The 13,639-nt window shown below is 61.0% G+C and carries 12 protein-coding genes; 4 read left to right on the plus strand and 8 right to left on the minus strand.

Features of this window, described 5'->3' with window-relative positions; all coding sequences use genetic code 11:
* Positions 1-68: 68 nt before the first annotated feature.
* The 5 genes from purU to O9320_09910 are packed head-to-tail and all read right to left on the minus strand — an operon-like array spanning position 69 to position 5,981.
* Positions 69-914 (minus strand): formyltetrahydrofolate deformylase, encoded by an 846-nt coding sequence (gene purU / locus O9320_09890; protein MCZ8311153.1) that lies wholly within the window; start codon positions 912-914, stop codon positions 69-71.
* Complete coding sequence (locus O9320_09895) at positions 911-1,528, minus strand: hypothetical protein (protein MCZ8311154.1); 618 nt, start codon at positions 1,526-1,528, stop codon at positions 911-913. Before O9320_09895 ends, purU begins: the two co-directional genes overlap by 4 nt.
* Entirely contained in the window at positions 1,521-4,499 is a 2,979-nt protein-coding gene (locus O9320_09900) for a sarcosine oxidase subunit alpha family protein (protein ID MCZ8311155.1), read from the minus strand. The genes O9320_09895 and O9320_09900 overlap by 8 nt, the downstream gene beginning before the upstream one ends.
* Positions 4,496-4,804 carry a sarcosine oxidase subunit delta gene (locus O9320_09905; protein MCZ8311156.1) on the minus strand — a complete coding sequence of 103 codons (309 nt, stop codon included), beginning with the start codon at positions 4,802-4,804 and terminating at the stop codon, positions 4,496-4,498. Before O9320_09905 ends, O9320_09900 begins: the two co-directional genes overlap by 4 nt.
* Entirely contained in the window at positions 4,767-5,981 is a 1,215-nt protein-coding gene (locus O9320_09910) for a sarcosine oxidase subunit beta family protein (GenBank protein MCZ8311157.1), read from the minus strand. The genes O9320_09905 and O9320_09910 overlap by 38 nt, the downstream gene beginning before the upstream one ends.
* Positions 5,982-6,396: 415 nt before the next feature.
* Here O9320_09910 and O9320_09915 point away from each other — a divergent pair, with 415 nt between their 5' ends.
* From O9320_09915 to O9320_09930, 4 genes are all read left to right on the plus strand, one after another.
* Positions 6,397-7,227 (plus strand): transporter substrate-binding domain-containing protein, encoded by an 831-nt coding sequence (locus O9320_09915; GenBank protein ID MCZ8311158.1) that lies wholly within the window; start codon positions 6,397-6,399, stop codon positions 7,225-7,227.
* Between the two features lie 61 nt (positions 7,228-7,288).
* The gene (locus O9320_09920) at positions 7,289-8,035 is read left to right on the plus strand and encodes an amino acid ABC transporter permease (GenBank protein MCZ8311159.1); all 747 of its coding nucleotides are present in this window, start codon (positions 7,289-7,291) and stop codon (positions 8,033-8,035) included.
* The gene (locus O9320_09925) at positions 8,032-8,883 is read left to right on the plus strand and encodes an amino acid ABC transporter permease (protein MCZ8311160.1); all 852 of its coding nucleotides are present in this window, start codon (positions 8,032-8,034) and stop codon (positions 8,881-8,883) included. The genes O9320_09920 and O9320_09925 overlap by 4 nt, the downstream gene beginning before the upstream one ends.
* Before the next feature lie 12 nt (positions 8,884-8,895).
* Positions 8,896-9,642 (plus strand): amino acid ABC transporter ATP-binding protein, encoded by a 747-nt coding sequence (locus O9320_09930; protein ID MCZ8311161.1) that lies wholly within the window; start codon positions 8,896-8,898, stop codon positions 9,640-9,642.
* Positions 9,643-10,172: 530 nt separating this feature from the next.
* Here O9320_09930 and O9320_09935 read toward each other — a convergent pair.
* The 3 genes from O9320_09935 to O9320_09945 form a co-directional block, all read right to left on the minus strand.
* Positions 10,173-11,495, minus strand: a complete 1,323-nt coding sequence (locus O9320_09935; protein ID MCZ8311162.1) for an amidase — start codon at positions 11,493-11,495, stop codon at positions 10,173-10,175.
* 7 nt (positions 11,496-11,502) lie between these two features.
* Positions 11,503-12,510, minus strand: a complete 1,008-nt coding sequence (locus tag O9320_09940) for a D-cysteine desulfhydrase (GenBank protein MCZ8311163.1) — start codon at positions 12,508-12,510, stop codon at positions 11,503-11,505.
* Between the two features lie 81 nt (positions 12,511-12,591).
* Positions 12,592-13,521 carry a LysR substrate-binding domain-containing protein gene (locus O9320_09945; protein ID MCZ8311164.1) on the minus strand — a complete coding sequence of 310 codons (930 nt, stop codon included), beginning with the start codon at positions 13,519-13,521 and terminating at the stop codon, positions 12,592-12,594.
* Positions 13,522-13,639: the final 118 nt, after the last annotated feature.

Genomic DNA, 13,639 nt, shown 5'->3' on the forward strand with positions numbered 1-13,639 from the left:
ATTCCGGGCTGCGGACGCACCGGCATAAATCCGATCTAAGGACGCCATGTCGATTGCGGATCGGGGCGTCATCGGAACAGGACCGTCTTGTGTGCATTGAGCAGCACGCGGTTCTCGATGAAGGCCCGCACTGCGGCAGCGAGCACTCGGCGTTCGATATCGCGCCCCTTGCGTACGAGGTCCTCGGGCGTGTCACGATGCGTTATCCGCTCGACATCCTGTTCGATAATCGGTCCCTCGTCGAGGTCCGACGTAACGAAGTGCGCCGTCGCACCGATCAACTTGACACCTCGCGCATGTGCCTGGTGGTAGGGCTTGGCGCCTTTGAACCCCGGCAGAAACGAGTGATGTATGTTGATACACTTGCCCGGCAGCTTTGCAACTAGCCCGTCCGAGAGGACTTGCATATAGCGCGCGAGTACGACCAAGTCTGCGCGGGTTTCGTTCACCAGTTCGGCGAGCTGTGTTTCTTGCTCGAGTTTAGTTTCTTTCCTCACGGGCAAATGGTGGAAAGCTATGGTGCCAAGATCGACCAGTGCATATGTCTCGCGCGGATGGTTGGCGACGATACCGACGATGTTCATGTCGAGTTCGCCGATCCGAGTGCGGTAGATGAGATCGACGAGACAATGGTCGAACTTGGAAACGAGAATCAGAACGCGGGGCCGGTCGTCGGCACTCCGTAGGCGCCATTCCATGCCAAAGCGCTCGGCAACACGATCAAAGTCGGCAAGCACGGCGCCGTCTTCGAACGGCCCGAACACGACACGCATAAAAAATCGCTTGGTCTCCGGATCGTCGAATTGCTGAGCATCGACGATGTTGAAGCCATTCTCCGACAGATGGGATGCGACCGCTGCGACGATGCCTGGACGGTCGGGACAGGAGAGGGTGAGCGTATAGGGAGGTGTCATTCAAACGGCTCCAGCTCAACGCCATGCTCCGCACCGGACTCCGCGAGCCAATGCCATATGTCGCCAGCGGCGGCTCGGGGACACATCAGTTCAAATCCTTGCGCTTCGTCGATCGCGGTCAATTGCGTTTGCAGATGCGCGATCTGGACCAACGCCGTGTCGCCGGATCTGAAGGCCTTCGGATGAAGATCGATCGACACGCCCTTGGCCAGCGTCTCGCGCACGCGCGGTCCGTCGAGCTGCAAAACGAAGCGGCCGTCGGACTGATCGACGATCGCCGCGGATTGGCCGCAAACCTTGAGCAGCCGTGCTTCGATATCGACGTCCTCCGAGAGCGTCATGATGAACCGGCCGGGACCGGACCAGGAAAGCCGTGCCCCCGCGACGCCTGGCGACGATCGGCGCGGCGCAATATTTGCCCAGTCGGCACCGTATGCAGCGGCGAGCGCACCGAGACATAGGTCGCCCGCTCCCGGTGTCGGCGCAATCAGCGCGATCGACAGTGGCGACAGCAACCGCGCCCGAACGCCTGGCACGCCGTCGGGGTTGCCGTGGCGCCCGGCGGGCGCGACGTTGTGAAAGGCGGACAACGCCGCAAAGGTTCCGTCAGCCACGCAATCGCTCCCCATCCGGATCCACAAAACACGGTTCGCAGACGCGGACCTGAATATCCTTGCCTCGCACCAAATCGACGGCCCTCAGCGTCTCGCCGATCCGCGAGCGTCCGTTGGCCAGCAGTCCGAGGCCGATCCAATGGCCGAGCGTCGCCGAGTAAGTGGCAGTCGTCATATAGCCGAGATCATGGACCATGTCCGAAGATGCCCCGACATCAAAGAAATGCGCGCCGCCATCGAGTTTCGCGTTGCGATCAAGCGGCGCAAACCCGACCAATATCGGTCGTTCCGGTTCTTCGAATGCCGTGCGGCCTGCCAGCGCCCGACCCACGAAGTCCTTTTTTACAGACATCATCCTGCCCACGCCGAGGTCGCGGGCGGTCGTGTGACCGTTCAATTCGCCGCCGGCAAAATGTCCTTTTTCCGCGCGCAATATCGTCAACGCTTCCGTGCCGTAGGGTGCAATGCCGTGTGCTCGACCGCACTCCATCAGCGCGCGCATCAACGCATCGCCCCACCGGGCGGGGACTGCGATTTCGTAGGCACGCTCGCCGGAGAACGATATGCGGAAAATTCGCGCAGTCGCGCCGAACTTCAGTCGGCCTTCGCGCGCACCCATGTAAGGCAACCCTTCGTTCGACACGTCCAGCGAAGGATCGACCAGGTTCGCGAGCACCTCGCGCGCGCGCGGTCCCGCGAGCGAGACTTGCGCCCATTGGTCGGTGATGCTCGTAAAACGTACATCCAGCGACGGCCAGACGACTTGGTGGTAATACTCCATGTGTTGCAAAACTTTAGCCGCATTCGCTGTCGTCGTCGTCATGAGCCAGCGCTGAGCCGACAGGCGCGCAGTCGTGCCGTCGTCCAGCACGATGCCGTCCTCGCGCAACATCACGCCGTAGCGGACCTTGCCCAGCGCCAGCGTCGAGAACATGTTGCAGTAAAGCCTGTCCAGAAAAACTCCGGCGTCCGCGCCTTGGATATCGATCTTGCCGAGCGTCGATACGTCGCAGAAACCGACGTTCTCGCGAACGTTTTTGGCTTCGCGATTCGCCGCATCGAGCCAATCCTTGTCCCCGGGTTGCCGATAGTACTGCGCACGAAGCCAAGCGCCGGCCTCGACGAACACTGCACCTTTCTCCTGCGACCATTCGTGCGTCGGCGCGCGACGGGTCGGGCGGAAATGCAGGCCTCGTGCATGTCCCGCGAACGCGGCGATCGCTACGGGCGTATATGGCGGGCGGAACACGGTGGTGCCGGCAGTCTCCATCGGCACTCCTGTTATCTCCGCCATGATCGCGAGACCGTTGACGTTGGACGTTTTTCCTTGGTCCGTCGCCATGCCCAGCGTTGTGTAGCGCTTCATATGTTCAACACGTCGGAAACCCTCGCGCGCGGCGAGTTCAACGTCCTCGTCGGTTACGTCGTTTTGGAAATCGACGAACGACTTTCCCGAAGCATTGCGTACCCGCCAAAGCGGCGCGCCGGATGGTGATTCCGCTGCCGTCTCGGGCGGTACGACGCGCGTCGCAGCGAAACCCAGTTCATCCAAGGTGGCGCAAGCCGCAGCCGCTCCGTCGGCGAGACAATTGGCAAGTTCACCGTGCCCGGCGGCCGCCCCAGCGATCCGCATGCCAGGCGGCAGTTTGACGGCGACAAATCCGGCAATTTCGGCGTTCCAAACGGGCCGGTGGCCGAGATGGGACGATAGGTGCAACGCCGGGTTCCATCCGCCGGACATCGTCAACAAATCGCACTCGGCGCGCACTATTTTGCTGCCGGTATGGATTTCAGCCGCGACAATTCCCCATTTGCCGCCGATTGCACGCCGCACGACACTACCTTGGTACAGCGGCGCGCCGGATCGGCGTGCGGCGGCGCGCAGCACATCGCTCGACGCGGTCCGTGGGTCGACGATTGCGGCGATCGCGACGCCCGCTCGCGAAAGGTCGTCAACCGTGCGAGCCGATTCATCCGACGGCGCGAACACCACCGCCCGCCTGCCCGGCAAGACTGCAAAGCGATTGACGTAAGTACGGACCGCGCCCGCCAGCATCACGCCGGGCCGGTCGTTGTCGCCGAACACGAGCGGCCGCTCGATCGCGCCGGCGGCCAAAACAGCGGCGCGGGCATAAATTCGCCACAGGCGCTGACGCGGCTGGTAGGTGGGCGTTAGAACGTGATCGGCAACGCGTTCGACGGCCGCGTAATTGCCGTGGTCGTATGTGGCGACGACGGTCGTCCGCCTCAGGACCGTCACGTCCGCGAAGCTCGCGAGTTCCGCTTCGACATCGGCGATCCATGTGACTGCCGGTGCGCCGTCGATGGTGTCATTTTCCGACAGAAGCCGTCCGCCGAGGGCGAAATCCTGTTCGCAGATCGTCACGCGCGCACCGCTTCGCGCGGCGACAAGCGCCGCCATGAGACCGGCCGGTCCAGCGCCAATAACGAGTAGGTCACAATGATGCGTTGTTTTCTCGTAGCGGTCCGGATCCTCGAGCCCAGAAGCGCGCCCCAGACCGGCGGCGCGTCGAATCAAGGGCTCATAAACTCGTTCCCAAAACGCGGCGGGCCACATGAAGGTTTTGTAGTAGAAACCAGCACCGAGCAACGGCCCGAACCACGAATTGACTGCAAGCACGTCGAAAGCGAGCGAGGGCCAGCGATTTTGGCTCGCAGCTTCGAGGCCGTCATAGATCTCGATTTGCGTTGCGCGCGTATTTGGTTCGCGTCGCGCGCCGGATCGCAGCTCGACCAGCGCATTCGGCTCTTCCGGTCCGGCCGACAGGATCCCGCGCGGGCGATGATACTTGAACGACCGGCCGACGAGCCGCACGCCCGAGGCGAGTAGGGCCGACGACAAGGTGTCGCCCGCATAGCCCTGGAGGCACCGGCCGTCGAACGAAAAACTGAGGGGACGCGTACGATCAATCTGACCGCCTTGCGTTAGCCGATGCGCCTGCACGTTCATGCCGCTACTCCGGCCGGCCGAACGGAATTGATCGCATGGGTGACCGTGTCTCGTTCGACGACCAGAATCGCACGGCACCCGCCCGCATGCTGGAATATCTCGCTGTGTATGCCGGCTGGGTTCTCGCGCATATAGACGTACTCCACGAACGCCGCGACGCCGGAATCCAGGGTGGGGCGTTTGGGCGCGGCGGCGCCGAGCTGGACAAATTCGTGGATCGGTCGCGGTCCGCAATGGGGGCAGTTGATGAGCATGTCGTTGGGAACCTCACTGCAAGTTGGGCTGCGCGCCTTGGCCTTTTTCATCGATCAACCGACCAGTGGCAAAACGGTCGAGGCGATAGGCCGCACTGAACGGATGCGGTTCGTCTGTCGCGATCGTATGGGCGAAGCACCAGCCGGATGCGGGCGTGGCCTTGAAGCCGCCGTAGCACCAACCAGCATTCAAATAGAGCCCGGCGACGGGCGTCCGGTCGATGATAGGCGAGCCGTCCATCGACATGTCCATGACGCCGCCCCAGCTCCGCAAAACGCGCAGGCGGCCGATCATTGGCATAAGCGCCATCCCCTCTTCCAGCACGTGTTCTACCGCGCCAAGATTGCCGCGCTGGGCGTATGAGTTGTATCCATCGATGTCGCCGCCTAAGACAAGCCCACCTTTGTCGGATTGGCTGATGTAGAAATGCCCAGCGCCAAAGGTGACGACGGTGTCGATCAGTGGTTTGATCCCTTCGCTGACGAACGCCTGCAATACGTGGCTTTCGATGGGCAGGCGCAGCCCCGCCATCGCCGCAACGCGCGACGAGTTTCCGGCGGCAGCCAAACCGACCTTCTTCGCGGCCACGAAGCCGCGTGTTGTCTCGACGCCCAGCACGCGTCCCTGCTCGATACGTATGCCAGTAACCTCGCAATTCTGAACGATATCGACGCCACGTTGGTCGGCCGCGCGCGCGTAGCCCCATGCGACCGCATCGTGTCGCACAGTTCCGCCGCGTCGCTGCAGCAAACCGCCGCGTACCGGAAAACGAGCATTGTCAAAATCCAGATACGGAACCATCTTGCGCACAGCATCGCGATCCAGAAGTTCGGCGTCGGCACCGGCGATGCGCATCGCGTTGCCCCGCCTCGCGTACGCGTCGCGCTGGGCGTCGGAATGGTAGAGATTGAGCACGCCGCGTTGGCTAACCATTGCGTTGTAGTTGATATCCTGCTCGAGCCCTTCCCAAAGCTTGAGCGACCATTCGTAGAATGGCGTGTTGCCGGGCAATAGATAGTTTGACCGGATAATCGTCGTATTGCGCCCGACATTGCCTGACCCGATATAGCCCTTCTCCAGCACGGCAACGTTTGTCAACCCGTGCATCTTGGCCAAGTAGTGGGCCGTGGCCAAGCCGTGCCCGCCGCCGCCAACGATCACGATGTCGTAAGCATCTCTCGGCGCGACGTCGCGCCAAGCGGGGGTCCATCCCGACTGATTGCGCATCGCTTCGCGCACCAGACGCAACCAGGAATAACGCGCCAACCGACTCCTCCGCCATGTGCGATCCGTAAGAGACGTATGTCCTGCATCGCCCGACGATAGACCCCATAAAAGTACGTTATGGAGTTTCGTCGAAGCGCTGCCGGTCCTTATTATTCTAGAGCGGGAGTGGCACGTTCGACGTTGCCAACTAACACTATGAATCATTTTTATGACAAAGCCCAACGACGCTTATCGTCGAAAGACCGGGAAATTCCTCGTGAAATCAGACGATTGTCGGCAGCGCCCAAGCCTTGAAGTGGCTCGGCTGGCGAGGAACGAGTGCCTCGCACTGAAGGGCGATTGCGTCATACTCGAACGATCGCGCTGGTGCGGAATCTGGCTTTCAGCGGAACGACAATTTTAACGGAGGCAGAAAATGACTCTTGTGCGCACAATGCTTGCGGTGCTCGCGTTGCTTCTCATCGGACAAGGAAACGATGCGAGCGCGCAGACGCTCGATCGTATCCGTCAGGCTGGCAAGATCGCGATCGGCGTCAAGACCGACTATCCGCCGTGGGGCATGCTCGACCCGCAGGGCCGCCCGCAGGGCATGGAAATCGATATGGCGAACGACATTGGTCGACGCCTTGGCGTTGCGGTGGAGATTGTCGTTGTTTTGTCGTCGAACCGCCTCGATTTCCTCCGTCAGGGCCGAATCGATCTGGTGCTCGCGACGCTGACAGATACGCCCGAGCGGCGGCAGATTGTTGGCGCGATCGATCCGACCTACTACGCGGCGAGCGTCGCCCTCTTTTCACTTAAGTCGGTGGGGCTGAAGCGCTGGGAAGATTTGAGAGGCAAACCTATTTGCGCCATTCAAGGCCCTTGGTACAATCGACTCGTGCAAGAGCGCTACGGTGCCGAACTAATCACGTTCCCCGCGCGTCCAGAGGCGGAAGCAGCCACCTTGGCGCGTCGCTGCGTCGGCTGGCTGTGGGACGATACAGCGTTCCTGCCCTACAGCAATCAGCCGCAATGGGCGCAATGGGAATTGGCACTGCCGCCGATAGAACCCGCGCCTTGGATTCTCGCCGTGCCGCTGGCGGAGCGCGACGGCGCCTATGGCAAAGCCATCTCGGCGATCGTCGAGGACTGGCACCGGACCGGCTATCTGCTTGAGGTCGAGAAGAAGTGGGGAATTCCACAGACCCAATGGCTCCTCGATATGAATGCGAAGTACAAAAACACGCCGCGTACGGGCGGTTAATGCTCGATAGCTGTCGCCGACCGGTAAGAACCGGTCGGCGGCTCTCCGACAGGGAACGACATTGGACATTCTAGCCGATCTGGGACTCTTCGTTCGGGACAGTATCGGCTGGAATTTTTCGGTGCTGTACGATCCGTTCGACCGACGCCAGTTCCTCAAAGGAATTCTGGGCACGATCCGGTTGGGCGTTGTTTGCGTCGTGCTATCGCTCGTCGTGGGCGCTGCCGGTGCAATGATGCAAGGCGCATCGTCGCGATTGGTTCGCGCAATCGCACAAGGGTACGTTCAGTTTTTCCGCAATACGCCGCCACTTGTGCAGCTTTACTTCTTCTATTTCGGAATTGGGCCGCTAATGCCCGAAGTCATCAACGAATGGGGCGTGCCTCAGCCGGTTTTGGGAAGCTTCGGTTGGGCTGTGGTTTCTCTGTCGCTGTTTGCAGGCGCCTACAACGTCGAGATTTTCCGCTCTGGCATCGAAGCCGTGCCGCGTTCAACGGTCGAAGCGGCCGAAGCGCTCGGCTACACACGCTTGCAGGCGTTCCGGTACGTCGTGTTGCCGCTCGGCTTCCGGGTGTGCCTTCCGGCGCTGAACAACAATCTGATCAATCTTGTCAAAACTACGTCTCAGGCTTACGCGATCGCGGTGCCCGAGATTCTGTATGCAGCCGCTCAAATCTACGCTGATCGCCTGAACGTCCGAGAGATGATGATCGTCATGCTCCTGACGTATGTCTCGGTCGTTGCCTTTCTCGTTTGGGCGATGACGAGTTGGGAGAGGCGCCTGCGGATCCCGGGATACTCGACGTGACGCGGCTCGCCGTCCTGGCAGTGCCTGCCAAGAGTAGCGACGCATCGGCGGTCACTGGTTTTTTTTCGGGTTGGTCTCTCGCGATCGTTGTCGCGACGTTTCTTCTCACGCTTGCTGCCGCGCCTGCGCTCGCTGCCCCGGCACGAGCGTCGGTCGTCGAACTTCTGCTCAAATGGATGCCGCTGATCTTGTTTGGCCCGGCTGGACAATTCGGTGGTTTCGCACTGAACATTCTCGTAAGTTTTCTCGCGATGACGATCGGTACGGCGTTTGGTCTACTGCTTGGGATTGCGCAGGTTTCAGACTCCCGCACCTTGCGGACGGCTAGTTGGGCGATCACGCAATTTTTTCGGAACTCGCCTTGGCTGGCGTTGCTTTTTTTCGTCACGTTCCTTCTTCCGTTCGAATTTACAATGCTCGACGTGAAAGTGCCGATGCCAGGCTGGCTCAAGGCGACGATCGGGCTTTCGCTACCGGTCATGGGCAATGTTTCGGAAATCGTGCGCGGCGCTGTCCGATCGGTTTCGGCGACACAGTGGGAGGCAGCAGAAGCGCTCGCCTTTTCGCGACGGCAGACATTGTGGATGGTTATCCTTCCGCAAACTATCAAGCGTATGACCCCGCCCTGGATGAATTGGTATGCGATCCTCACCATGTCGACGCCGCTGATTTCCATCGTCGGCGTTGCGGATGCGATGTCGCTTGCCCAGGCGGCGCTCAACGCAGAAAAGCACGAGGGACTTCTGCTGCCGATGTACGCGATGCTTCTCTGTTTCTTCTTTCTATACTGTTACCCGATCGCGCGAATGACCGCGCGGCTCGAACGGCGCTTCAATGTCACGCAGTAGGCGGGCTGATCCATGAGCTGGAAACCAGGCGACCCGATTGTTTCCATTCGCGACGTGCACAAATCCTTCGGCGCCATCGAGGTGCTCAAAGGGATTACCTTTGACGTCGCCAAAGGCGAAGTCGTTTGCGTCATCGGCCCTTCGGGCTCCGGAAAGTCGACTCTGCTACGGCTGATCAACGCGCTGATACCGTTTGATGGCGGTTCGATCCTCGTCGAGGGACAGGAGGTGCGTGATCCGAAGCTCGACAAACTGGCGTTGCGCCGCAAGATTGGCATGGTGTTCCAGCAATACAATCTTTTTCCGCACCGCACGGCGCTAGACAACGTCATGATGGCCCCGCTGCACGTGCTGAAGCGGAACAGGGCCGAGACCGAAGCGAACGCGCGCCGCCTGTTGGCCAAGGTCCGGTTGGCGGGAAAGGAGAACGCGTATCCCGGAGAAATGTCCGGTGGGCAGCAGCAGCGCGTCGCGATCGCTCGCTCGCTCGCTATGAACCCCGATATCATGCTGTTCGACGAGGTTACCGCCGCGCTGGATCCGGAGACCAAAAAAGAGGTTCTGGTCACAATCCGCGAACTGGCCGAAGACGGCATGACGTGCATGCTGGTAACACACGAGATGGGCTTCGCGCGCGAAGTGGCAAACCACGTCTATTTCACCGACAGAGGGCGCATTGTCGAGCATGGTGCGCCGGGAGACATATTCGCGTCGCCGCGTGATCCAAGAACCCGTGAGTTCCTCGATCAGGTTCTTTAACTTAGGCGAGTCTTGGCTCTTAGCTGACCAAATCGAGTTTTCAAACCAAGCCGATTAAGATTTTTTAGCTATTTCACGTTTCGGAGCTTAGGAGAATATATTATATTTTTCAATAATTTACGTCGTTATTTGAAAGTTACATATCTCACGCCAAAGGTTCTCACCTACATCCACTACGGCACGCCGTAGAGGAATCGAACTTCGGGTTACGGGACACCAGTTCGTTCGATCGATGCCGCTAGACCATCGCCAAGATTTCGAAATGAAAGGCGAGGGTAGGCGTTGCTTTCGAAGGGCCTTAGATGCCCTTGGTTTCCACTCAATTCTTTTTGTTGCCTAAAAACACGGAAACTAACATTGAAAATATTTAATATTTGAAGAACTGGGGGACTGGGGGTCGTGGGTTCGAATCCCGCCGCTCCGACCATCAAAGAAGCCCGCCGCTGGGAAACCGGTCGGCGGGTTTCGTGTTTTTCGAAACGAAACGCGTGCTGCCTGAAGTCTCGAATGGCACAAAGCCAGTCGCGAGATTAGGCGGCTGCGACGGTCGCGGCGATATGCTCGGCGAAGTCGAGCAAGGCCATGTCGCCTTCGCCGATCATGAGCGGCTGGAATCCCGTCGGCAGGCCTGCGGTGGTCGAACCGTTGGGCAGGCTTATTGCGCATAGTTCCAAAAGATTCGCTGCGCGGGTATAGCGCGACATCGGAATCGTCGTTTCGTCGATGTCGGCAACGGGAATAGCGGGCAGGGGTGTGCCCGGCAGCGTGATCGCGTCGAACTGGGCAAACGCTGCCTTGAATTCGGCGACGGACGTGCGCCGCCGCACCTGGAGAGCGTCGTATTGCTTTGCGTCGATGTCGCGGCCGGAAAGTACGCGCTGGCGTACATGCGGATCGATTGGCGTTGCTGGATCCTCGACGACGGCGCGATGCTGGCGATAGGCCTCGTAAGCCACAATGCTGCCGCACAGCGCCTGGTACTCGGTCAGCGCTTCGGGAAACGCCATCGGCACGAGGGTATGGCCCATTGCGCGCACCCGGTCGAGCGACCGGCGGTAACTTGCAAGAATGTCGGGATCGCATGGCTCGAGTTGGGCAGGTTCCGGCGTGCCCACGCGCAGCAGGCGGCGGGGCGGGCTTTCAACGACAGACAGCCCCGCCATAACGCAATAGAGTAAGCGCGCATCCGCCACATTGCGCGTAATCGGGCCGAGCGTGTCGAAGGTCGGGCCCAACGCGGCGATGCCGTCGAGTGGGATGTGTCCAAAGGTGGGTTTGAAGCCAACAATGCCGCACAACGACGCTGGAATGCGGATCGAGCCTCCAGTATCCGAGCCGATCGCGGCGGGAACGAGACCGGCAGCCACCGCAACGGCCGACCCACTGCTCGATCCGCCGGGGGCGCGATGCACATGGGGATCGACCGGGTTCCATGGCGTGCCCATCGCGTAGTTGGTACCCCAGCCACCGAGGGCGAATTCGACCATATGCGTCATGCCGACGATCACGGCGCCCGCATCGATCAAGCGCTGGATCGCCGGTGCAGTTCGCGCCGGAACTTGGGCGGCGTAGCATTTCGACCCGAAGCCCGGCGCGCGTCCTTCGAGGTCGGCAAGATCTTTGACGGCGATCGGCACACCGTGCAGCGGGCCGACCGCACCCGCTTTAGCCGCGTGACGGTCGAGTTCTTCGGCGCGCCGCATCGCCGCTTCGGCGAAGACCTCGACGAAGGCGTGCAGCTTGCCGTTCTGGGCTTCGATCGCGTCGAGCGAATTCCGGACGAGTGTTTGGCTCGACAATTGGCCGCGCGCGCAACGCAGCGCAAGTTCGCCGACGGAAAGCGCTTGGCTCAACTCTGCCTCATGCGGCCCGAGGCAGGAACAGCGCTTTGTAGCCGAACAGCGACGTGGCGCCGCCCGTGTGCAGGAACACAATATTCTCGTCGGCGCCGAACGTGCCTTTACGGATATGGTCGATCATGCCGGCCATCGCTTTACCGCTATAGACCGGATCGAGCAGGAGCCCCTCGGTCCGTGCGAGCAGCGTCACGGCTTCGATCATGCCCGGGGTGGGTACGCCGTAGCCCGCACCGACATAGCCGTCGTCCGCGAATACACGCGCGCGCTCGACGCTGCCGGCGTGGCCGAGATGCTCGGCCGTGCGGCACGCGAGATCGAAGACGATCTCTTCCTGCTTCTTGCGCGGCTGGCGCACCGAAATGCCGAAAACTTCAACTGAGCTGCGCAGCGCGGCAAAGCCGGCAACGAGCCCGGCTTGCGTGCCGGAACTGCCCGTGCCGTGCACGACGCGCGAGATTTTGATGTTGTTGTCTTTGGCTTGCTCGACGAGTTCGACGGCGCAAGCGACATAGCCGAGTGCCCCGACCGGGTTGGAGCCGCCGCCCGGAATGACGTAGGGCTTCGCACCTTTTGCCGCGAGATCCTTCGCGACGTCGGCGCAGGCGGCAGCAACGTCGGCGCCGCTCGGCACGTAGGTCCGCGGGCAGCCGAGCAATTCGTCGAGCAGGACGTTGCCGTTTTCCTCGTAGTCCGTATCCGTTGCCGTGACGCGGCGTTCGAGAACCGCGTGCGCCTTGAGCCCGAACCGTGCGGCGGCGGCGGCCGTCATTCGCACATGGTTGGATTGGACGGCACCCGGCGTGATCAGCGTGTCGCAGCCCTTGGCCAACGCGTCGGCCACGAGGAACTCGAGCTTGCGCGCTTTGTTTCCGCCTTGCGCGAGGCCGGTGCAATCGTCGCGCTTGATCCACAGGCGCGGACCGCCGAGTGCCGCGCGCAGCCGATCAAGGGGCTCCAAAGGTGTTGGTGCGTGGGAGAGATTGACGCGCGCAAACTTGGAAAGGAGCATCTGAAACCGCCTTGGTAAAATCGACCGGTAATTCAGGTTAGCTGCGGACGTTGCCGTTTTGAAATTCCGTTTGCACAATGCTTATGCAGAATTTGCATGATCTTTAGGCGAGGCGGCCAAGGCGCGCCAAATATGTTCGACGATCGAACGCTCGCGCGCCGAACGGCGGTAGGCCCGAATTTCGACGTCCAACGCGTATTTGCGTGCGTCCTCGCAGGCGACCAGACGGCCTTCGGCCAAGTCCGCTTCGATCGCGGCGCGCGGCAGCCAGGCGATGCCTTGCCCCGCCAGCGCCATTCCCTTGAGCGCCTCGACGAGCGCGCTTTCGTAAGAAGGGTGCGCGCGACCGCTCAGATTCCACGTCTCGAGTGCCGAGCCGACGAGCCGCCCGAGATAGGAATTGCCCGCATAGGCCAGTAGCGCAAAGGGCTCGGTGCCTGTACCCCGAATGGCATGCAGCGGGCGCCCGCGTTTGCCGGGTGCGGAAACCGGCAGGATGACGTCGGCCCCGATTGTCACGGTCTCGAACTTCGCGATGCCGAAAACCGACGGCACCGACTTCGCGTCGTAGGCGAGGACGAGATCGCACGCACCTTCCATCAAGGCTTGGCCGCATTCGTGCAGATCGGCTGCAATCATCTTGACGGCGATTTCCCCGCCGCCGAGCCGCCGCACGGCTTGCAGCCATTTCGGCGCGAAATGGATCGCCAGGGTATGGGTCGCACTGATCGTGATCGTGCGTTCGTCGCGCTGGACCATGCCGCGCAACTCCGCGCGCTCGCGGTGCAGGATGCGCACGACGTCGAGCGCCGTCTGATAAAATGCATGGCCGGCGGGCGTAAGTGTCGTTGGAAAGCGCGACCGATCGATCAAATCGGTGCCAAGCCAATGCTCCAGCGCGCGGATACGACGGCTGAATGCCGACTGGCTAATGTTGCGGTCGTCGGCCGAACGCGAAAAATTGCCGGTCGCCGCGAGACTGACAAAATCCTCCAGCCATTCGACTTCCATGCGTTTCCTTGTGCAGCATTGACCTAATGCAGAATGCGCATAACGTATCGAAAATGAGCAATGGCCGCAATCCAATACGAGCCGTTATGGTTTTTGCAAGCCTCCTCCGAGGGGCGTT

The organism is Magnetospirillum sp., from assembly GCA_027532905.1.
Classification (GTDB): domain Bacteria; phylum Pseudomonadota; class Alphaproteobacteria; order CACIAM-22H2; family CACIAM-22H2; genus Tagaea.